The following is a 20071-nucleotide window of genomic DNA, read 5'->3' as shown; positions in this document are numbered from 1 at the left end:
ACTTCCGCCCGTCCATTGAAGTCCTGCCGCCCCTGGCTTCAGCTTCCCATCAAGACCGTCAGACCCTGCCGTTCCTCAAACGGGTGTGAGGCAGTCATGCCCCGTCGGAATATCATACACGGGACATTGTGGTGACACTCTCACGGTGAGCCAAGACCCGTTTGCACCCTGGCGGGACAAGCGGCAGTGAATTCCCCCCGAATCTTACACAACAGAGTCGAGTTGCCGCCGCTGCTCAGGCGAGAGTTTCAGGCGACTGACGAGATAGGACAAGTACTGACGGTCCGTCTCCGTTCCGCCCTGCACAGCCAGTTCCGAGGCCAGATAGACCTGTTCGGCGGTCTCGGGATCGTTGACCTGCCGCAGGATCTCGTCGAGCGGTTTGGGTGACCGGAGTTCCTGCTCGACGATCCGCCGGTCATCCGGCCCGGCTCCGGCAGCATCAAGGCTTGATAAGATGCGTTGCTGCTCATCGGGCGTGATCTGGCCGTCCGCATTAGCCGCCGTGATCATCGCCCGGATCAAGAGCAGGGCTTTGGCGTCCCCGAGGTCGGGTTCGGGCGGTCGGCCCTTTAAGACGCCTGCCAAGCGGTTCCCGAGACCACCACCGAGCCCTTTTCCCGAGCTTACTCCGCCGATTATCCCACCGAGTCCCAGCTTGTCCAGGACGCCCCCAAGGGGACCGGCAGAGGAACCAGACGCGTGGGTGCTTGGGGAAGACGTCGCTATCGATTTGCCTTTCTGGCCGTCCTGGTAGGCTTTGTAGGCGAGATATGCCAAGGCCGCGAGACCCGCCTTCTCGGTCAGGCCCATACCGCCCGCCGAGACCGGTGGTTGGCCCTGATCGTAGTGGCCCTTCTTGAACTTCTTCTTGCCTTTTCCCAGGAACATCGGGGTAGCTGCTGCAAAGGCTGGGCCGCGGCCACTGCGGCCCGCAAGCCCGCTGGCCAGCATGACGCCGAGGACTTTGCTCAGGTTTCCTATGTCTTCCTCTGATCTGGTTACCATGGTGGAACACGTAGTTCCGGGTAGGGTCATCGCCAACTACCTGAACAGCATGAATTTTGCCCGCTCATCCGGTCGCGTGTGGCTGCCGCCGGTGATGCGAAGGGCCGCATTCACTCGGTGGCGATGACCCTCGGGTAGGACTCATCGATCATCGCCACCTCTTCGTCCGTCAGCTTGTCCGCTCTGGACAGATCCCGGACATCGCCTACACCTGTCGCAGCCAGCTTGTCCCGCCGGTACTTCGCTTTCGCCCGCTCTTTATTCGTCAGGATCCGTCCATGCACCGCCGGGCGTCCGACTTCCCCACCGCCCTGCCCCGGCAAGTCGAGGTCCACGTGTCGACGCTCGAACGCGTGCGGGATTGCGGCGTAGAGTTCGGCGATGGTGGTTGCCTGATCCAGCGAGAAGACGCGAAAAGTTACCTCCCGCTCGTCATCGGGATCCCAGATGGAGCCTTGGCCAAACATCTGGAGCAGGTCCTCATACTCTCTCGCCCGGATGAGCATGTTTTCGGTGAATTCCAATAGTTCGAAACTCCGGGCATCAGTCGGCCAGAGCTTGGCGGAGTAGATGAGCGAGCCTTGGCTGAAAGGATCGGCGACCAGCCGTTTTCGCTCAGGCCCACGCCTCGAAGCCCTCATCCATCACGGTAGACGTATCGATCACCTGCACGGTGTATGGGCCGCTCCTTTTCAGGCCCGGATAGCCGCGGGGATTGCTGATGAACCGCACGCCCTGGTCGGTGAAATCCTGATGAAGGCTGCATCGGCCGAAGCACCACGTGGTCAGCTTGCCGCCATCCAGGCAGTCCGACCAGATCGGGGCCAGGGCGGCCGTGCAGGCTACCTCTGGCTCCAGGTCCCAGATGTGGTCGCCTGTGAAAGTTATGGCGTCCGCGTGGGGAGCCGCGTAGGTGACAACCACGATCTCGTGTATGGACGGATCCGCCGCCGCACCCTTCACCTGCTGAGCCAAAAGCTCCACGTGATGTCCGGAAAGGCCATCAGGCAGAACGGGAGTGCTGAGTTCCAAATTGCCAACATCATGGTTGCCGCACGGTATATCGGACCGTTCCTGATCGGAAACACCGCCCCCGCCGCTTCGGCACGGAGGTGGCTCCAGCCGGTCATGCCGCAAACCAGCGTGCTCTCGATCATCACGCCGGAACCAGTGCCAAGATAGTAGATGCCGTCATGCTGCTCGGCGAACTGCCGGAACTTCTCTGTCGCTGCGGAAGTCCAGTAGCTGTTTGGGTGTTCGCACGACCCCTCGACAAAGATCACGCATCGAAACGCCTGCCGGGCCAGCAGGATCTCCTCCATGGTATGGTCGGGTGAGTCCGAAACATTACCAGTAATCACCAGAGTGTCGGTCCCGATCCATCTTCGCACGACATGCCAGTCGAACTGCTGGCTGTCCGGGTAGTGATCGACATGGAGGTCGGAAACCAGAGCGAACTTCAATGCAGGTGTCCTAACCTCTTGCGTTTCGCACAAGCCCGCCAAGGCCGAGGCCGCCGACGGCATAGAGGAGCATTTCCGCGGCCCTTCCAAACTGAACTTATCAACACGCTTTCACGAGCACCAAGGAAATAAAGTTCCTTTCCAAGAAAGTTCCACACCAAAAAGAATTATGTTTTTTGGCGTAGACTCGTTGGGCTTGCAACGAAAGTGTAACCTCGGTATAACCAATGCTGCACCGCACAACAACGCCGCATCGGCTTCTTGGGCTACACCTCACGTGCTGTCCTGCCCTCCGCAGGACAGCGTGAGCAACTGCATGGATCCTCTTGATATGAACAGCACCACTTCGTCTGATCCAGGAGAGGCATTCTCTGCCGGGCAGTTATACCAAGTTCAGGAAATTTTGACCGGAGCCGCCCAGGCATAGCCGCATGTGGATCGGATCCGTCCTGGCTGGTTAAGGAGAGCATTCCAGGTTGTGCAGCAGACCTCGATGATGTGGTTGAGATCGGTGAACAGGCGGTGTGAGAGCAGGGTGTCTCGCATGACCTGCCACAGACGCTCGATGGCATTGAGCTCTGGGCTGTAGGGCGGCAACGGGACGAGGGTGATGTTGGTCGGCACCATGAGATCGTTTGCGCTGTGCCAGCCGGCTCCGTCGATCAGCACGGCGGCGTGCGCCGTGTCGCCGACTGCCTGGCTGATTTCGGTGAGCATGAGGTTCATCGCCTCGGTGCTGGCTCGGCTAACCACCAGGGCCACACCGGTATCCCGCTCCGGGCACACCGCGCCGAAGATGTAGGCGGACTTGAAGCGATGGTCACGCACCGCCCTCGGCCGCGTGCCAGTTGGTGCCCACAGATGGGTCAGCGAGCCTTTTTGGCCAACCCTGGCCTCGTCCTGGAACCAGACCTCCACCCGCTCGGCGTTGGGATGCTGATCCTGGATGCTCGCCACCGTCTGGGCAAAGTTTTTTTAAACGCCTCCTGGGCAGCCAGGTCGGTCCTGGGGTGGATCGGCCGGGGCTTCAGCCAGGAAAAGCCCATCCGACGCAGCACAGCGTGCATGCCGCCCTGACTGTAGTCAGCGCCGAAATGACGCCGGGACAGCTCGCGGATATGCGACAGGCGATACTCCACCACACCATCGCGCTCAATCTGCGGACCGTCGGCGATCAAGGCTGCCAACTCCGGGAGCAACTCCTCGGCCAGTAGGCAAGGCCGACCGGGTCGGGTACGGTCGCGTAGGCCTTCCACACCCGCTTCGTTGAAGCGGTGAACCCAGTCCCGCAGGGTCTGCCGATCCATTCCGCCGAGGCGAGCGGCCTGCTCACGGCTGACGCCATCGAGCACCGCCGCCAGCGCCAGGAGCCGACTGGCAACCCGACCGTCCCGCTCCAGGCGAACCTGCCGTCGCAAGTCGCCCGCCGCAATGTCTCGCCGGATCGCAACAGCCACCATCCTGTTCCTCCGTAAATCACCGCAGTGAAACCGAATCACAAACTGCCTGCTCCTGCAAGCCCCGGTAGCAACCTTTCACCAGCCCTAGCCAGCCTCTTCAAGAGTCAGAATCTTCTGAATGCGGTATTAGACTACCGGCTGCTGGTGGCGACGATCCGGGATCCCTTGCTGGTAATCTCTCCCGACGGAGTGATCCTGGCGGCCAATCACCCCGCGGCAAGCATGCTGGAAACTCCACCAAGGGCGGGCGATCTCCTGTGGGACCACGTGCCCCTAGGCATGGTTTACGATTACACCGGTGTTGTTGACACTGTCGTCCTCTCTCGTCGGTCCATCCGCTTCGAGCAGCAGGTCGGAGACCGATGGTTCGAAATCTCTGTCGAACCGATGGTCGGGAAAGCAGATCAGGCGGTTGCCATTATGGTTCATGGCCGGGACATAACGGCCAGGAAGCAGGCCGAGGCTTGTCACCGGGCCAGCGAAGCCCTCCTGGCCGCGATCATCGACCACTTGCCCGAGTTTATTTACTGGAAGGACCAGCAGGGACGGTTTCTTGGATGCAATCGGGCCTTCGCCGAGGCGAATGGCCTAACCTCTCCAGAGGAGGTCCGCGGCAAGACCGACTGGGACTTCCTGTCTCCGGAACAAGCTACGTCTCTCCACCAGCAGGACTCCGCTGTGATGACAGAGCATCGCTGCCATCAGGCGGAACAGACGATCAACCTTGTGACTGGAGATCAAGCTGTAGAGAAGGTCAAGTTGCCGCTGTTCACCGAAAGCGGCGACGTAATAGGCGTTCTGGCTGTTGCACAGAGAGTGACCGACCCGGAAGACAAGCAAGAGAGGACCAACATAGAGCAAGCTTAGAGTGTGGCGTGGGCAGTCATTGCTCTATTCGTCACCAACTCCTCCGCTTCCGCTATTAGTAGGCGATAGGTTCCCTTGCCAACTGCGACATTGCGGAAGAGATGCCGAACAGAGATGAAGGAATCCACCGATGATCAAGCAGAGCGGTCAATGGAAGGTCGCGTTCTGTCTGCCGAGCGGCGAACCCGTGGATCTCTGGTATACGACGGACAACTACGACGATGCCAGGAGTTTTGCGACGGAAGTCCAGGCAGCAGACCAGAAGCTGATACCAAAGATCACCCGGACGGACGGGGAACCGCAGACTCCGAAAAACAGCACCTGATCGTCTTCGATACTATCATTAGCAAGTCAGGGTGGTGTAGGAAGTCATCATGGTCCCTATCCGTATTGAAGCATTATCTGGGCAGTGGTGGCAAAGCTGCTGCCCTCAATGATTACTTGCCCTGGATACTGACGTCAAACTGACGTAATTGGTCGGCCAGCAGAGTGGCCCGAGCCCTCCGGAGCCGGGCAATGAGTTCGTCAATCTGCTCAGGCGTGTCCAGGGCAATGGCTTCGCTGGCTGCAACTGTGCTGGTCAGTCGAACGGAGGGCCGGCCATCGAGCGTCTCGCCCATGGTCAAGGCATAGGGGACCGGTCGCTGGTAGCTGCCGCGGATCTGCCAGTCTTCAGCGGGATCGATAGCCCGCCTTTCGGCCGCCCGCACCGCATTGAAGATCATCGCGGCGGTTTGTTCACCGACATTTCGGGGCTGGCCGGTGGTTTTGTCCTTGCGGTAATCCAGGATGGAAACGCGTTGGATCGCGTCCAGGATCTGGTCGGTCCAGTCGCTCATGTCGGCCTCCGGTGATGGCATGCTTGGGATCCACAACACCTGAACCGTCATTGAATTCCGTCAGAAGCAGCATGATGCCGTCTATACGCGGATGTATGGCTCGCGACACCGGCAGCGGGATGATTGAGCCCCATTCAGGGGCCAGTCGTCCCCCATCTCAACGAATTCATCGCTCCTGTCCTGTCATCTCTGGAAGCTGGTGACCTGCTGTTCCGTCAGAGGCAAGGCCAGCTTGTCGCCTTGCATGGCGAACTGGGAAATCGACAGCAGGAACTTCTCTTCCTCATGCCCACCGGGTTTGTGTGAGCGGAAGACCGATGCACGTCATTGCCGCCTCGACAGACTCAAGGCCGCCCATTACCCTAGGTTGATTATAGGGCAACAAGCTGCTGCTTCACGTCCAGAATGGCGGCCTCTGCTGCCCTCATGGCCCTTCCTTCACCGGTGGCTTCACCGAGACCTACCACGGCTCTATCACCATTCCGCATCACACTGCTGATATCCGCGAAGTCGAGGCAGATCAACCCTTGGATCATCAGCAGGTCCGTGATGGAGCGGATGGTAAGGCAGGTCCGCTGCTGGGCGTCCATGGGATCCCTGATGCCGGCTTTCGTTGTCTTTTGACAGATATCAGTGCAGAGATGGCAGAACCTCATGGTTCACCTCATAGGGGCGACCTCATCAGACTGCCATGGATTGGCCGACTGGCAAATGCGTCCACATAGGGCCTCAGCCATTTCGGATGCATCGCCCACCGTAGGCCGCGGGAAAGCCGCCAGGGGCGGCATGAGTGAACACGCCGATCATGGCCAGCAAACGGAATGGAAACAAGGCAGGTGATCGATAAATCCGTCCGCGGCTTGCCGATCAGCGGACCGCCCCGTTACGATCGACCCTCGGCAAACATGGCAGGTCGCAGGCATGGCATTTCACGAAGATCCACTCCTGGTCCACTGGGCGATCGGGTACCTGCACGATACCGAGTTCGCTCGCCCGGACCCACGCAAGTTCATTGAGGAGACATTCCTCAGTCCATCAGCGGTCCGATATTATTTCGACACCTGGGAGCCGTATGACCTCAACGTGCTGATCGGTCTTGTCCCCGACCCAGTCCTCGCCGAGCACGCGGACCGGCTGGTCGAGATATGGCCGACGCTGCCCTATCGGGCTGCCATTGACGCCGCTGCCTTCCTGGCCCGCCACGATAACGTCCGTGCTGCCAGCTTGTTCGAGGCCTACCTGTCCGCACCGGATACCGTCCGCCCCCGGCAGGTCGTTGGTATTCTCCAATCGCTGAATCACCTCACCCCCGAGGCGACCCGCCGGATCATTGATCTCGCCCAGCCCGTGATCGAGACCCTCGCCGACACCGATGATGCCTATGCGGCAAACATCGCACGGATTACGGCGGCCCTGCGTTCCCGTCATCCGGCCCACATCGACCTGATCCGACGTTTCCTGTCCGAGTGGGCCAGCGAACGGGGAGAAGGAGCCTATGCCAACCATCTCGACACCATCTGTTCCGTCCTGTTCGGCGACCATTGCCAGTTCGGCATCATCCGCGACTACGTGCTCGGCTTCACCAAGCAGAGCGTCAGTCCGGTTGCGGCATTCATTTACCAGTCCGGGCTCGACATCACCGCGGTCGATAACATCCTGCGGCCTCTCCGCATCAATGACCGCAAGGCCGCCGACAGGGCCGTCACGCTGCTCGAGTCGGTGCCGCAGGGGTTAGTCGCCGCAACGGTCGGCGAGCCCGCCTGGGAGGATCTCATCGCCCTGGTCGAACAGGGCTTCTCGCAACCATCGTCTCCAAAGGCGAAGCGGATCTGGCACGGCGTCATGGCCTTAGCTGGTGTGCTCAGCGTCCACCGGCGGGATCGGCTTGATCTGAGCGAGATCCATAATCGAGACGTTTGGCCGCTGATCGCAGCGGACATGCGGCTTCCGCCGGGCCTGGACAAAGTGGGCGAACACCTTCGCACGCTGCCGCTGGGCGAGGTCACCGGTCACCTGACCCGGATTGCTCGCGAGCATGCCGATGACTATGGAGCCGTCCATGCCGCTGATTTGATGGCTCAACTCGGTGATCCGGCGTTCCTGCCCGTGCTGATCGACCTGATGAACGCTGAGTTCGAAGAGAGTCGTGATGCCGCCATCAGGGCGGTGGAGACGTTCGGCGACGCCGCCATCGAGTACCTTGATCAGCATTTCGACCGGCTCCCCGAATTCGTCCGCATCCTTACCCTGGGACTGGCCGTGAGGAATGGATCGCCAGGAGCGGTCGGCCTGATCGATCGCCACTGGGACGCGTTTCTCGACGAGAGCGACTATGAACTCGGCGAAGCCGTCCTGGCTCTGGATGAGCCGGTGCTGAACGAGCGGTTGAAGGGAATGGTCGGTCAGAACTTGCAAGGTATGGACCGGGCCTTTGTCATTCTCGGCTTGCTGTATGGCGGTCTGGCAGAGGAGCATCGGGAGATCGAGAAGTTGGTCCGATCGCAGTTCGACAAGGACAACCGCCGGCAGCATGCCTTCCTGGTGGAAACCCTCGATGGCGACCTTGGCGTACCCAGACTCGACGTTCCGCTGACATGCATCAAATGCGGACACACCGCGACCTACGCGGTGCATGAAGTCTGGGTATTGCCGGACGCCTCCAACCCCCAACCCTTCCTGGCCGAGGACATCGCCTGCACGGCCTGCGGGGCGGTGTCGCAGTTCGAGTTCACCCCTGAAGCCATCGAAGCCATCACGGCAAAGCTTGCCGATTTACCGCAGGAGGATTGGTTCTTCTCGCGGAGCGACCGGTTCTCACCAGTCAAGCGGCGGTCGTTCACCGGGGCGTTCGGGGAGAAGCTGTCGGCCCAGCAATTGCTCGCCCAGCTTGGGGAAGGGGCCGTGAAGGGCGAAGCGTACCGACTGCTTCGACTCGGACATGCCTATCATGCCGCGAATCGGTTTGTCGAAGCGGAGCGTCTCTACCGGCAGGCCATTGACACGGATCCCGCCTGGGTCGAGGCGTACTACGGGCTCGCCGACACCCTCGAACGCCGCGAACAGATCCAGGAGGCGATTGCAATGCTTGAAGCCGGGGCAAGGCACGGCAAAACATTGCCCTGTCGGCGACCGCTCGGCTGGCCCACTCTGGGTGATTTCATCCATGAATACCTGGGACTTCACACCAAGCTGGCCGCTATGGCGGGACAGCATGGGAAACTCGCCGCGTCAATGTTCGCGACCAAGGTTCACCGAAACGATCCCTGTCCGGTCGGTACGGGCAAGAAGGTCAAGAAGTGCTGCGGTGGAGAGGGATGAGCGGAAGACGGTCGCGACACCAGATGTGCCCTCAGCAGTGCCGGATCCCCCGCTCAAACGCCCGAGACGTTTCGCAACCTGAGGCCAGTGTGTCGCCGGTCAGTACGGTAGCCAATGGCACCACGCTCGGAAGTACCACAGGATACCGCACCGCTGAGGGAGCAGCCCCATACGTTCAAAATGGGAGCCCTTCAGATCACCTCGATCTCATCGGCCTCTGTACCCTTCTGTCCCGCCTTTTCGATGAAGCGAACACGCTGGCTGTCCCGCAGCGTGCTCAAGCCAGCCCGCTCGACCGCTCGGATGTGGACGAAAACGTCCTTGCCGCCCTGATCGGGGGTGATGAACCCGAAGCCTTTGTCCGGATTGAACCACTTTACGGTGCCTTCTACGGTTCCGCCGCCGCTGGACTTGGACCCGTATCCGTAATCATCGTAGTCGCTGACACTCTGGCGGGGATACCGGGATCCGGCTGCCGGGCGGTTGCCACGCTGGTTTGGTGCAGAACCAGCCTCCACGCTGTGGATCGTCGAGACCTGAGGACCTTTCTGTCCGTCGGCCAGATCACACACGAGGATCGCTCCTTCACTGGGGCTTTGGAGGCCGGCCTGCTCCACAACCGAGACATGGAGGAACACATCAGCCGAACCATCATCCGGCGTGACGAAGCCGAACCCTTTGGATGGATTGTACCACTTCACGGTGGCACGGACATGGGTGGCGAAGGGACGAGGAGTGCGGGGAGAACCGAAGGGCATGTGGTAGCTCAATCACGATGGTGTGGTAACTTGCTACACTGTACATGTTGGCTGTGAAAGGCACATGCTCCCTGACGGCGGTGACCTAATGGAACTGCAAGCGAATTTCCTGTCACGGCAAGGCTTCTCGGTAAGCTGCCCAGCATGAACAATCCGGCTTCCATTCCGGACCGCGAACCCTTGGCCGGGCTAGTCGAGCGGGTCACCTATCACAATCCCGACAACGGCTACTGCGTGCTCCGGGTCAAGGTTCGGGGGCATCGCGACCTCGTGACCGTGCTCGGCCATGCCGCCTCAATTTCGGCCGGTGAGTTCGTCCAAGCGTCCGGCAAGTGGGAAGTTCATCGCGAGCACGGCCAGCAGTTCCGGGCGGCATTCCTGAAGTCAGCACCTCCGTCATCGCTGGAGGGCATGGAGAAGTACCTGGGCTCGGGGCTGATCAAGGGCATCGGCCCGGTCTACGCGAAGAAGCTGGTCAGGGCGTTCGGCGAGGCCGTGTTCGATGTCATCGAGCAGCAGGGCGAACGCCTGATCGAGGTTGCCGGCATCGGTCCCAAGCGGGCCTCCAAGATCCGGCTGGCCTGGGCCGACCAGAAAGCCATCCGCGAGATCATGGTGTTCCTCCAAAGCCATGGCGTCGGTACGTCGCGGGCGGTCCGGATCTACAAGACCTATGGGGCCGATGCGATCCCGCTGGTGACCGAGAACCCGTACCGGCTGGCCCGTGACATCCGCGGCATCGGCTTCAAGACCGCCGACATGATTGCGGAGAAACTCGGCATTCCGAAGACGGCGATGATCCGGGCCAGAGCCGGCATCTCCTATGCCCTGCTGAACGCAGTCGATGATGGTCACTGCGGACTGCCCCGTGACGAGTTGCTGAAGCTGGCCGAGGAGTTGTTGGAGATCCCGACCGAAATCCTGGAAGACGCGATCAATCTCGAACTCGGCGACGGCATGGTGGTCGCCGACACCATCGGGGAACGCCAGTGCGTCTTCATGAGGAAGCTGTGGGAAGCCGAACGGACCATCGCCGAGCGGCTCCGGGCACTGCGGGATGGCAAACCACCCTGGCCGACCATCGAAGCCGACAAGGCTATCGAGTGGGTGCAGGCGAAACTCGGCGTCACGCTGGCGGAAAGTCAGCAGGCGGCGGTCCGGATGGCCCTAGCGTCCAAGGTCGTGGTCATCACGGGCGGGCCGGGGGTGGGTAAAACCACGCTGGTCAACGCCATCCTGAAAATCTTGGCAGCGAAGAAGGTTAAGGTCCTGCTGGCCGCCCCCACTGGTCGGGCGGCCAAGCGGATGACTGAAGCGACGGGCATGGAAGCCAAGACCATCCACCGGCTGCTGGAGTTCGACCCCGCCGGCGGTGGTTTCAAGCGGATGGAGGAGAACCCGCTGGACTGCAATCTGCTGGTCCTGGACGAGACCAGCATGGTCGATGTGCCGATCATGGCGGCAACCCTGAAGGCGGTTCGCAGCGGCTCCGCCGTGATCCTGGTCGGTGACGTGGACCAGCTTCCCTCGGTCGGTCCCGGACAGGTGCTGGCCGACATCATCGGCTCCGGCATGGTGCCCGTGGTGCGGCTGACCGAGGTGTTTCGGCAAGCCGCCGAGAGCCAGATCATCACCAGTGCCCACCGGATCAACGCCGGCCGGATGCCTGATCTCAAGACGCCGGCGGAAGGCCAGAACTCGGACTTCTACTTCATCGACGCCGCCGATTCCGAGGATGCGGCACGCAAGGTGGTCGAGGTGGTGCAGAACCGCATTCCCAGGCGGTTCGGCTTCGACGCCACCAGGGACATTCAGGTGCTGGCTCCGATGAACCGGGGCGGGCTGGGAGCCAGGACGCTGAATGTCGCCCTCCAGGCGGCCCTGAACCCCGCTGAAGGTCAGCCCCAGGTGGAGCGGTTCGGGTGGACCTACCGGCCGGGCGACAAGGTGATGCAAACCACCAACGACTACGACAAGGAGGTCTTCAACGGTGACCTGGGCTTCGTCTCGACCATTGACACTGATGCCCAGGAGGTGACGATCATTTTCGACGGCCGGGAGGTGGTGTACCAGTTCGGCGAACTTGATGAAGTCTCTCTGGCCTTCGCGACGACGATCCATAAATCGCAGGGTTCTGAGTACCCCGCCGTTGTGATCCCTGTGGGCATGACCCATTACATGATGTTGCGGCGAAACCTGATCTATACCGGCGTCACCCGTGGCAAGAAGCTGGTGGTGTTGGTCGGTCAGCGGAAAGCTGTCGGTATCGCTGTTCGGTCGGCCGAAGGTGGACGGAGGTGGTCGAAGCTCCGGGAATTGCTGGAGAGTGTCGTTGTCCGAAATTGAGTGGCACACATCACGTGATGCCTGCGGACCTTCAGTGGAGTGTTTCGCTCGTCCACCGGTCCCGCCCGGCCCGGTATGGACATTGCGGGCAGGTTTCGCCCTCGTAATCGATGCCTTCCTCATGTGGGCAGCCGATGATCTGGTCAACCATGGCGACAGTCTTGACGCCGGCTCCGTCGATGAACGTCAGGATCTCGGTAGCAATTTCCGCATCAGTCCGCACATCACGGTCGTCGGACAACCACCGCCGCAGTTCAGCAGGTTCCTGTTCGGCCGCCAGGACGATGGCGACCGCCACTTTGGTCGCCTTCTTGTTGTCTGGCCCATAGAAGGCAATGGTCGCCACAGGGTATCCGCGAAAGCTCTTCTTCGCCTTCTTGCCGAGCCGTTTGACGGCTTGCCCCTTGAGCATAGACGCCTTCCAAGTGTTATTGCTGGCCGCCCTATGAACCTGGACGACTATGAACAGGGTTCCGCAATCCCAGTGGAGTAGCAGCGGGGAGTGGCGACTAGACTGTCCATGGTTCTCGATCCCAGGAATAGCCGCTCCGACCACCTCCCGCTGCCGGGTCGGTGTTGCGACTCCCTCCGCTTCGGCTCGTTCCGTCGAGATCGGGCGTCTGCCATCGCTGAGTTCATCTGGTTCCGACCCTCCGGATTTTGGTCGGGGGGAAGTCTCCTTCAAGCCTACTCCAGAAACATCCTTCTTCAGTTTCCGTCGCTGTAACGAACGCGGTCGGCATAGCGATGGATGTCTGTACTACCGTCTCCCGGGCGAGGACGGCGGCGTAAGCCGCCATCCTTCCCTACCTCGATGAGTATTAGCTATGATTCATTAGTTACTCCCATTAGCGTACTAGACACTACTGCAGCATCCCAAACCGCCTGATCCGCTGAGCCAGCGTCAGCCAATAGCTGGGTCGCTACTACGTTAATGTCATTGGGATCGTGCTTGGCAGAATCAAAAACAACGTATACGAGCGTGTTACACTCGAACGGCAAAAGTTGGGCTTCTCCCTCACCGTTATCAGTTTCAATAGCATAAGGAAGAATGTAGAGGCGGCAGTCGTTTTCAGTCTCCCCGATAATGCTGGCGATACGATGGCCGTACAATTGACGGTACTCAGAAACGGTCATGTTCGCTTCGCTAGTACTATTATCTTGCGAGATAAGAGTGATCTTTACAGGCTCATCCATCACACTCTCGACCCGACGCCTAGCATTTGATATTAGTCGCTCTGCAGCCGTTGGTGGTTGCTTTTGGCCGAATAAAACATCCCAGGCGGTTGGGTTCTTAAGCTTCTTAGACATCTTTATCATTCCCGTTCATGACGATTTCTACCAGTTCGGGGGGTATTTCCAAAGACAAAGCATTGGGGTTCTCTCCATGCTCTGGTTTGCGTTGGCGAAATCATGCCAGGCATTCGGTTAAGACTTTCTTAACCATTATTAACCTACCCCATAAGAGTGATGTGGGGTCGTTAAGGGTGTCGTCGAGAACTGAAGGATCATTCGACCTGCGTCACACTTGATCATCGGATGTTGGGGTCTGATGATGAGCCAGCCCTTGACCGTTTCCTCGTGACCTTGCCCTGGCCGCGCGCAGCGCGGCCAGGGCGGTATGACGCCGTGTGCCGATCGTCGTCATGGTCGTGCTCATCACCCCGGCCCCCTTCCCGTCACTCCCTCCACCCAGACTCCGCACTCCACTCTCCCCATCCCCCCACGCTCCCGCCCGTCCCAGTAGCCTCTACCCGTGCGACACCGGCGGTGGCAGTCCCACACGGGTGGGCTTGACGGCTGTGGCACCTGTGTTCCACTGGCTTAAGCAGCCATGTGGAACCAAGGTCATCGGATGATTGTCGGATACGCCCGCACCTCAACCTCTGATCAGGTCGCCGGGTACGAAGACCAGATCGCTCACCTGACGCGGCTCGGCGTCGAGAAGGTTTTCGCCGAGCAGGCCTCGGCCGTCGGAGAGTGGTCCCAGCTTGCAGCGTGTTTGGACTTCCTGCGGGACGGCGACACGCTGATCGTCACTCGCCTCGACCGCCTGTGCCGCAGCACGGCTCACTTCTGTGAGGTGTTCGACCGCTTGGAGCGGAAGGGAGCCAAGATCCGCGTCCTCGACCTCGGGATCGACACCAGCAGCCCGACCGGCCGCATGATCGCCGAGATCGTGGTCGCCGTCGCCGGGTTCGAGCGTCGTCTGCTGCTGGAGCGACAGAAGGTCGGCGTCGCCGCGGCGAAGGCGGCGGGCAAGTACCGAGGTCGCGTGCCTACGGCCCGCAGGCGGTTCAATGAGGTACTCGATCTCCATCAGGCCGGTGCCCGGCCGGACGAGATCGCGGCCAAGTTGGCGATCAGCCGGTCGTCGGTGTTCCGGGCTCTGCGGGAGGCGAGAACGCCGGGGTGATCATGACCACCACGACGTTGATGGCGTTGACGCCGGCCACCTCCTTGTGTGGAGCACGGTTCCGCCATGGGCGTCCTGAAGCCGAACACGCCGGCCTTTCCTATGACCTCTGGGTCAGTCCTGGCCGACCTCTACCACGCCGTTGGCCCTCGGCGATACCGCGGCCTTGTCCTCCGGCGTCATGACATAGCCCCGCTTGAACCAGACCCACTTCAGGAGGCGATCCCGATCTGCGGTCTGGCCCGCCTTGTCCTGCCTGATCTGACGCTTGGTCTCACGCTCGACCAGAGACACCATTTCGAAGACGCCGGGATCGCCGGTTGCATCGTCATGCCAAGACGGAAGGGCACAGCCGACCTCCAGCGTGACGGGCTTCAGGTCATCGTTCGTGTGGACCACGACCCAGGTCATATCGCTGTCGCGATAACGCGGTCCCCGGCTGAACCCCGGATCGCCCGGCTTGTCTCGCCATAGCAAGCCAAGCCAGACTCGCCCTTCGTGCGGAGGCACGTTCGGGTCGGTCTGCCCGAGGTAAGCCTCGATGATCTGGCGGTAATGGGCGACCGGGCCGGCAATGCGGCTCCGCCGCTTGCCCACCGGAGCGTCATACTGGAGTGCCCAGATCTCCGGCGGGGCAAGGTTCACTTTCCAGTGCTCGCCGTTCAGCTTGAGCCGGGCGAAGAACCTGCTCCAGTCAGACGGAGCCGCTGACGGGTACTGCGTCCCGTCGCGGCCCCTGCGTGGTTTACCGGGGTGGAATCCCTTCCGGTTGAGGTGGAGCAGGACGAAGTCGAGGTCGAGCTTGAACTGACCGGACCGGACCCGGTCATAGTGAGCGACGAGCCTAGCCTGCTCGGCGAGCCGAGCCTCGGTTTCGGGAGAGACGAGCGACGGCCCAGGCCGGAGCGAGTTGTCTCCGCTCGTCTGTGGAGAGGAATCGTTGTCTCCTCCCGTACGACACGGCTCCGCCGTGTCTCCGCTCGTCTCGGAGCGAAGCGGTTGTCTCCTCCCGTACGGGACAAGGGAGGAGACAAGTTTCACCTCCGAGTCAAGGGCGGAGACAAGCCGGGCTTGGTCAGCAGGAGTCGGATCGGCACATGCCGCCTCTCGGGCAGGTTGGTCCACCTGCCATGGGGCAAGTTCTTCGTCCTCGTCGTATAGATCAGGGAGAGCACTGGGCGGTTGATAGGTAAAAGATCGGGACATCGGGATCAGTCTCATGCGGCATCAGATGCTGACACAAAAACTGATCCAGGATCGGAAACGCAAATCTCAGATACATACCTCAGTGATTTTTTGGGACTAGGGCCGACACGAGGTCAGGCCTTCCGTCTTTCTCATTCTTCATCACTGACAATTTGCTTTTCCCGTCCGTGTCTTCGCATTGTCGGCATAGACAGCAATACGAAGGAGCCAACAATGACCATATCCAACCCGCGTGCGGCCTGGGTCCTCCGGCAGGAGCAGATCCGCCATATCCGCAAGATCTTCAAGCTCTTCCCCGAGATGGACGACCGAACTGGCGATCTTCTCGCAAGCTGCCTCGCTGCCCTGATGCGGGGACATGATCTGTCGCCGGAGCAGGAGGATGCTTGCCGATGGTGGAACGCTTGGCTAAAGGCGAGCGACCAGGGGCGTTTTGCGAGCATCATTGGCTTTTCCCTCGCCGTGAGAAAGCTGCCTGTCGTTGTCCATGACGAATTGGTGGAGGCTTGTCAGCGGCTCCGCCGCGGAGAGGACATGACGCCGCGACAAGCCAATTATTGGGGCTCACACGTCGTCAAGCGGTGGAATGCCTGAAGCAGGCATGGGATCGGGGTCTGGCGACATTGTTCAGACCCTCGACCACCCGACTATCAACCATGGTGAACATGACGAATCAGCCCGTACCAGGTCGTCAGGAATCCAGCGACGACATTCATTGGCACAATGTGGCTGACGTTGGATAATACCGGAAGCCATCCCTTCCGACAGAGGCCGTCCCATGTCCCTCCTCGGCTCCACCAAACCGGACTCCGATTGGTATGTTCTAGAGCCGATCCAAAGCGGAACCAGTGGTCAGATTGACAGCGGCTCGGTCTATGGGACCGTCCTGCATGGACAACTGGATTTGCCGGTGCAGGAGGATCTACGTGGCAGCGGTTTACAAGCGGGGGCGGACATGGTGGGTCCGGTTCACATGGCACGGACAGGAGGTCCGAAGGTCAGCCCGAACCTCGTCGAAAGCTGTGGCTCAGCAGTATCTTGCTCAACTGGTTGAGGAACGCCGACGACTGGACCGAGGCGGCCGTCCCCGTCACACCTTTAATGAGGCTGTCGAGCGATTTATCGGCGAGCACCTTCCATCGCTCAAACCTCTAGCTGCCCGCCGATACCTCTTCAGCCTAAAGATGTTGAACCCGCACTTCGTCGGGGCCTATCTGGATGAGGTCACGAAGACGAAGATCCTAGCCTATGTCAGCTTCCGGAGAAAACAGGGCATATCGCCATCAACAATCAGACGCGACCTGGCTTGCCTCTCATCGATGCTGCAACTCGCTATCTCATGGGAGTGGGTTGATGCAAATCCGATCCGGACCCTGGACCGGCGACTCTTGAAGGAAGGAGACCCTCGAAGACGCTACCTCAGCCATGAGGAGCAGGAACGGCTTCTCGTTGCGGCAGGGTCTTATCTCAAGCCGATGGTCTGGTTCGCTATCGAAACCGGTCTTCGCCTGGAGGAGCAACTGTCTCTGGAGTGGTCACAGGTCAACCAGCGGCGTCACGAACTCACTCTCACCAAAACTAAGACCAGCAATCCAAGAGTGGTCCCCCTCACCGCTCAGGCCGCACAGATCTTGGCACAGCAGCCACGACATCTGACCTCGCCCTACGTGTTCTGCAAACCAGATGGATCACGGTACCTCAGGCTAACTCGTGGACTGGATGGGGCCGCTACGCGGGCTGGGATAAGCGATCTTCGATGGCATGATCTCCGCCGGACCTGTGGCTGCCGCCTCCTACAGGACTACGGTATGGACCTATACCGGGTCAGCAAGTGGTTGGGGCACAAGTCGGTTGCCATGACCGAAAGGGCCTACGCCTTCCTCAGAGTCGACGACCTGCATGCGGTGATCCGCCCCGGTACAAAGGTCGGCACAGGGAACGCGGATTGATCGCCGGACGAATGGCCCGCCAAACGAAAAACCCCTGCCAAGTGCTTGACTTGGCAGGGGTTTTAACTGGTAGCGGAGGAGGGATTTGAACCCCCGACACAAGGATTATGATGTCTCCGACTGATGCCGGGAACTTGGACGAACGCTTTGATTTTCCAAAATATTTTGGAAGATGGCGGCGGGTTGGTCAGTGGTTCTCGGCATTGTCAGCCAAGGTCAAGTCGGCACACTAGCAGCCTGTCGGACTTAACGCCTTGAGGCGGGTCTGATAGAATCAGGGCACGTTTCGACCGCTTCTCCAGGATCTTTCCCCCATGAGCAATTTCCGGCCGATCGACCGCCAGACCGGGTTCCTTCTGCCGCCGTCGGTTGACGAATGGCTGCCGGAGAAGCATCTGGCCCGCTTTGTGGTGGAGGTGATCGACGGGTTGGATTTGAGCGTGATGAGGGGGAGCTACCGCGGCTCGGGCTCGGCGTCGTACCCGCCGTCGCTGCTGCTGGGTATCCTGGTTTATGGCTATGCGACCGGCGTGTTCTCGAGCCGCAAGCTGGAGCGGGCGAGCTATGACTCGGTGGCCTTCCGTTTCATCGCGGCGAACCAGCATCCGGATCACGACACGATCGCGGCGTTCCGGCGACGGTTTCTCCAAGAGATCGAGGGATTGTTCGTCCAGGTGCTGGAGGTGGCGCGCGAGATGGGCGTGCTCAAGATGGGCACGATGGCGCTCGACGGCACCAAGATCCACGCCAATGCCAGCCGGCACAGCGCGCTGTCGTATGAGCATGCCGGCAAGATCGAGGCGCAGCTGAAGGCCGAGGTGGCCGAGTTGCTGGCCAAGGCCGAGGCGGCGGACCGCTCGGACCTGCCCGACGGCCTGTCGATCCCCGATGAACTGGCGCGCCGCGAGGAGCGGCTGGCAAAGCTCGCCGAGGCGCGGGCCAAGATTGAAGCACGGGCCAAGGAACGCTTCGAACGCGAGCAAGCCGACCATGAAGCCAGGCTTGCGGCGCGTGACGCCAAGGCTGCGGCGACTGGTCGGAAGCCCCGGGGCAAGCCGCCCCAGCCGCCGGTCGAAGGTCCCCTGCCGACCGACCAGATCAATCTGACGGACGAGCAATCGCGCATCATGCCGGTGGCGGGCGGCGGCTTCGAGCAGTGCTACAACGCCCAGGCCGTGGTGGCGGCGGGCAGCCTGCTGGTGGTCGCGGCTGACGTCGTCCAGGCTCCCAACGACAAGCGGCAGCTCGCGCCGATGCTGGACAAACTTGCCGCCCTGCCCGAGGATCTGGGCAAGCCCGAGACCCTGCTGGCTGACACCGGCTATTTCAGCGCGCCCAATGTGGAGACTTGCCAGACGGCCGGCATCGCGCCGCTGATCGCGCTGGGCCGCGAGGCCCACCATCCCTCCTTGAGCGAGCGCTTTGCCGAGGCGCCATCCGCACCGGACGATGCGACAGCGGTCGAGGCCATGGCCCACCGCCTGAAGACGCTGGAGGGCAGGAAGCTTTACGCCCAGCGCAAACACACCCCGGAACCGGTGTTCGGCATCATCAAGTCCGTGCTGGGATTCCGCCAGTTCCTGCTGCGCGGGCTCGATAAGGTTCGCGGCGAGTGGAACCTCGTGACCATGGCCTGGAACCTGAAGCGGATGTTTGTCCTGAGTCCGGCCGGATGACGGCGGGATAACCGGGCTAAGGGCCGCCCACGGTGCAGACGCGGACTGCGGCAGGTCGATGCCGACGGTTTCGAGGACAGCATCACCGTCCCGACGGCGTCTTCAGTACCTTCCGGCGGCGAACCTGCACTCAAGTGCTCGACCGAAAATCCCAGTCCGACAGGCTGCTAGGCAAGCAGGATAATAACCATGGATATCAGCGTCGTGGTGATCACGTATCTCTAGAGAATCTGCCGCGACCGGTCGATGCTGTGGCCGCTGACAGCAGCCATCTCGGTCTCGGTGACGCTGGCCTCGCCCATGCGGGTCATCGCTGTGCGGCGGAGATCCTGGAACCGCAATCCTGTCAGGCCCGCCTCCGCCATGGTGGCTGTCCACCGCTCCTCGAACCGACGTCGCTTGAAAGGGTGACCCCGGTGGTTCAGGAGGACATTGGGCATCTTCACGCGGGTGGGCATCCAGAACATCCTTGAGCGGGCTCATCACTAGAACGCTGACGGCCTGAGCAATCTTATCCTGGGTCAGGCTGATGCGGTGACCATCGTATGTGACCACCGGAGCCGGAGCAGGTCACCTTCCTGCTGGGCCGTATAGAGACCCAGCAGGAGGGCCAATCGGCGAAACAAAAGACTATGAGGAACATTGACAAACAAAAAGCTCTCTCTCTGTAATTTGATCGGAATTCCCGATTAGCATTGTTACTTTCCATTTTCCGGTTTTTCTATGATTAATGACTCATGGGCTATTGAAAGAAGAGTCGCTTGA

General features: G+C 60.7%; 20 protein-coding genes. 8 read left to right on the top strand and 12 right to left on the bottom strand.

Annotation, left to right across the window (positions count from 1 at the left end; all coding sequences use genetic code 11):
* Positions 1–204 precede the first annotated feature (204 nt).
* The 5 genes from DPR14_RS09435 to DPR14_RS09415 all read right to left on the bottom strand — a co-directional run bounded on the left by DPR14_RS09435 (position 205) and on the right by DPR14_RS09415 (position 3931).
* Positions 205–954 (bottom strand): tellurite resistance TerB family protein, encoded by a 750-nt coding sequence (locus DPR14_RS09435; RefSeq protein ID WP_246149076.1) that lies wholly within the window; start codon positions 952–954, stop codon positions 205–207.
* Positions 955–1118: 164 nt separating this feature from the next.
* The gene (locus tag DPR14_RS09430; RefSeq protein ID WP_158044907.1) at positions 1119–1532 is read right to left on the bottom strand and encodes a hypothetical protein; all 414 of its coding nucleotides are present in this window, start codon (positions 1530–1532) and stop codon (positions 1119–1121) included.
* A 91-nt stretch (positions 1533–1623) separates the two neighbouring features.
* Positions 1624–1932, bottom strand: a complete 309-nt coding sequence (locus tag DPR14_RS09425; RefSeq protein ID WP_192499376.1) for a hypothetical protein — start codon at positions 1930–1932, stop codon at positions 1624–1626.
* Positions 1933–1967: 35 nt separating this feature from the next.
* Positions 1968–2471, bottom strand: coding sequence for a metallophosphoesterase (locus DPR14_RS09420; RefSeq protein WP_158044905.1), 504 nt, complete (start codon positions 2469–2471; stop codon positions 1968–1970).
* Positions 2472–2864: 393 nt separating this feature from the next.
* A protein-coding gene (locus DPR14_RS09415; protein WP_158044865.1) for an IS630 family transposase occupies positions 2865–3931 on the bottom strand; the annotation gives its coding sequence in 2 pieces (ribosomal slippage) (positions 2865–3433 and positions 3433–3931; 1068 coding nt in all).
* Between the two features lie 24 nt (positions 3932–3955).
* On the opposite strand from DPR14_RS09415, the gene DPR14_RS09410 reads away from it, so the two are divergent.
* Both DPR14_RS09410 and DPR14_RS09405 read left to right on the top strand, forming a co-directional pair.
* Complete coding sequence (locus tag DPR14_RS09410) at positions 3956–4798, top strand: PAS domain-containing protein (RefSeq protein WP_158044904.1); 843 nt, start codon at positions 3956–3958, stop codon at positions 4796–4798.
* A gap of 130 nt (positions 4799–4928) precedes the next feature.
* Entirely contained in the window at positions 4929–5123 is a 195-nt protein-coding gene (locus tag DPR14_RS09405; RefSeq protein ID WP_158044903.1) for a hypothetical protein, read from the top strand.
* A 112-nt stretch (positions 5124–5235) separates the two neighbouring features.
* Here DPR14_RS09405 and DPR14_RS09400 read toward each other — a convergent pair whose 3' ends face one another.
* Both DPR14_RS09400 and DPR14_RS09395 read right to left on the bottom strand, forming a co-directional pair.
* On the bottom strand, positions 5236–5637 hold the full coding sequence (locus DPR14_RS09400) for a hypothetical protein (RefSeq protein ID WP_158044902.1): 402 nt from the start codon (positions 5635–5637) through the stop codon (positions 5236–5238).
* A gap of 371 nt (positions 5638–6008) precedes the next feature.
* Positions 6009–6227, bottom strand: coding sequence for a hypothetical protein (locus tag DPR14_RS09395; protein ID WP_192499375.1), 219 nt, complete (start codon positions 6225–6227; stop codon positions 6009–6011).
* A gap of 331 nt (positions 6228–6558) precedes the next feature.
* Between DPR14_RS09395 and DPR14_RS09390 the strand changes: the two genes are divergently transcribed.
* Positions 6559–8955, top strand: a complete 2397-nt coding sequence (locus DPR14_RS09390) for a tetratricopeptide repeat protein (RefSeq protein ID WP_158044901.1) — start codon at positions 6559–6561, stop codon at positions 8953–8955.
* 191 nt (positions 8956–9146) lie between these two features.
* Here the strand turns inward: DPR14_RS09390 and DPR14_RS28685 are convergent, their stop codons facing one another.
* On the bottom strand, positions 9147–9713 hold the full coding sequence (locus DPR14_RS28685; RefSeq protein ID WP_158044900.1) for a cold-shock protein: 567 nt from the start codon (positions 9711–9713) through the stop codon (positions 9147–9149).
* Positions 9714–9857: 144 nt separating this feature from the next.
* On the opposite strand from DPR14_RS28685, the gene recD2 reads away from it, so the two are divergent.
* Positions 9858–12059 (top strand): SF1B family DNA helicase RecD2, encoded by a 2202-nt coding sequence (gene recD2 / locus DPR14_RS09380; RefSeq protein WP_158044899.1) that lies wholly within the window; start codon positions 9858–9860, stop codon positions 12057–12059.
* Positions 12060–12090: 31 nt separating this feature from the next.
* Here recD2 and DPR14_RS09375 read toward each other — a convergent pair whose 3' ends face one another.
* A complete protein-coding gene (locus DPR14_RS09375) occupies positions 12091–12471 on the bottom strand; it encodes a hypothetical protein (RefSeq protein ID WP_158044898.1) in 381 nt (126 codons plus the stop codon).
* Between the two features lie 413 nt (positions 12472–12884).
* On the bottom strand, positions 12885–13370 hold the full coding sequence (locus tag DPR14_RS09370) for a hypothetical protein (protein ID WP_158044897.1): 486 nt from the start codon (positions 13368–13370) through the stop codon (positions 12885–12887).
* Between the two features lie 544 nt (positions 13371–13914).
* Between DPR14_RS09370 and DPR14_RS09365 the strand changes: the two genes are divergently transcribed.
* On the top strand, positions 13915–14475 hold the full coding sequence (locus DPR14_RS09365; protein ID WP_158044896.1) for a recombinase family protein: 561 nt from the start codon (positions 13915–13917) through the stop codon (positions 14473–14475).
* A gap of 114 nt (positions 14476–14589) precedes the next feature.
* Here the strand turns inward: DPR14_RS09365 and DPR14_RS09360 are convergent, their stop codons facing one another.
* Complete coding sequence (locus DPR14_RS09360) at positions 14590–15120, bottom strand: hypothetical protein (protein WP_158044895.1); 531 nt, start codon at positions 15118–15120, stop codon at positions 14590–14592.
* A 774-nt stretch (positions 15121–15894) separates the two neighbouring features.
* On the opposite strand from DPR14_RS09360, the gene DPR14_RS09355 reads away from it, so the two are divergent.
* The 3 genes from DPR14_RS09355 to DPR14_RS09345 all read left to right on the top strand — a co-directional run bounded on the left by DPR14_RS09355 (position 15895) and on the right by DPR14_RS09345 (position 19306).
* Positions 15895–16275, top strand: coding sequence for a hypothetical protein (locus DPR14_RS09355; RefSeq protein ID WP_158044894.1), 381 nt, complete (start codon positions 15895–15897; stop codon positions 16273–16275).
* Between the two features lie 296 nt (positions 16276–16571).
* A complete protein-coding gene (locus DPR14_RS09350; protein ID WP_192499374.1) occupies positions 16572–17630 on the top strand; it encodes a tyrosine-type recombinase/integrase in 1059 nt (352 codons plus the stop codon).
* A gap of 314 nt (positions 17631–17944) precedes the next feature.
* Positions 17945–19306, top strand: coding sequence for an IS1182 family transposase (locus DPR14_RS09345; RefSeq protein WP_158044892.1), 1362 nt, complete (start codon positions 17945–17947; stop codon positions 19304–19306).
* 221 nt (positions 19307–19527) lie between these two features.
* Here DPR14_RS09345 and DPR14_RS09340 read toward each other — a convergent pair whose 3' ends face one another.
* Positions 19528–19764, bottom strand: coding sequence for a tyrosine-type recombinase/integrase (locus DPR14_RS09340; RefSeq protein ID WP_192499373.1), 237 nt, complete (start codon positions 19762–19764; stop codon positions 19528–19530).
* Positions 19765–20071: the final 307 nt, after the last annotated feature.

The sequence above is a fragment of the Skermanella pratensis genome, from assembly GCF_008843145.1.
Lineage (GTDB): Bacteria > Pseudomonadota > Alphaproteobacteria > Azospirillales > Azospirillaceae > Skermanella > Skermanella pratensis.
The sequence above is the reverse complement of the archived record's forward strand: the minus strand, read 5'-3'. Positions and strand labels throughout refer to the sequence as shown.

What these genes read in the sequence shown, in the direction of transcription:
- DPR14_RS09405 (WP_158044903.1), top strand. Translation starts at nt 4,929, where the DNA reads ATGATCAAGCAGAGCGGTCAATGGAAGGTCGCGTTCTGTCTGCCGAGC.
- DPR14_RS09370 (WP_158044897.1), bottom strand. Translation starts at nt 13,370, where the DNA reads ATGTCTAAGAAGCTTAAGAACCCAACCGCCTGGGATGTTTTATTCGGC.
- DPR14_RS09390 (WP_158044901.1), top strand. Translation starts at nt 6,559, where the DNA reads ATGGCATTTCACGAAGATCCACTCCTGGTCCACTGGGCGATCGGGTAC.
- DPR14_RS09345 (WP_158044892.1), top strand. Translation starts at nt 17,945, where the DNA reads ATGAGCAATTTCCGGCCGATCGACCGCCAGACCGGGTTCCTTCTGCCG.
- DPR14_RS09365 (WP_158044896.1), top strand. Translation starts at nt 13,915, where the DNA reads ATGATTGTCGGATACGCCCGCACCTCAACCTCTGATCAGGTCGCCGGG.
- DPR14_RS09435 (WP_246149076.1), bottom strand. Translation starts at nt 954, where the DNA reads ATGCTGGCCAGCGGGCTTGCGGGCCGCAGTGGCCGCGGCCCAGCCTTT.
- recD2 (WP_158044899.1), top strand. Translation starts at nt 9,858, where the DNA reads ATGAACAATCCGGCTTCCATTCCGGACCGCGAACCCTTGGCCGGGCTA.
- DPR14_RS09355 (WP_158044894.1), top strand. Translation starts at nt 15,895, where the DNA reads ATGACCATATCCAACCCGCGTGCGGCCTGGGTCCTCCGGCAGGAGCAG.
- DPR14_RS09350 (WP_192499374.1), top strand. Translation starts at nt 16,572, where the DNA reads ATGGACAACTGGATTTGCCGGTGCAGGAGGATCTACGTGGCAGCGGTT.
- DPR14_RS09375 (WP_158044898.1), bottom strand. Translation starts at nt 12,471, where the DNA reads ATGCTCAAGGGGCAAGCCGTCAAACGGCTCGGCAAGAAGGCGAAGAAG.
- DPR14_RS09340 (WP_192499373.1), bottom strand. Translation starts at nt 19,764, where the DNA reads ATGCCCACCCGCGTGAAGATGCCCAATGTCCTCCTGAACCACCGGGGT.
- DPR14_RS28685 (WP_158044900.1), bottom strand. Translation starts at nt 9,713, where the DNA reads ATGCCCTTCGGTTCTCCCCGCACTCCTCGTCCCTTCGCCACCCATGTC.
- DPR14_RS09395 (WP_192499375.1), bottom strand. Translation starts at nt 6,227, where the DNA reads ATGGACGCCCAGCAGCGGACCTGCCTTACCATCCGCTCCATCACGGAC.
- DPR14_RS09400 (WP_158044902.1), bottom strand. Translation starts at nt 5,637, where the DNA reads ATGAGCGACTGGACCGACCAGATCCTGGACGCGATCCAACGCGTTTCC.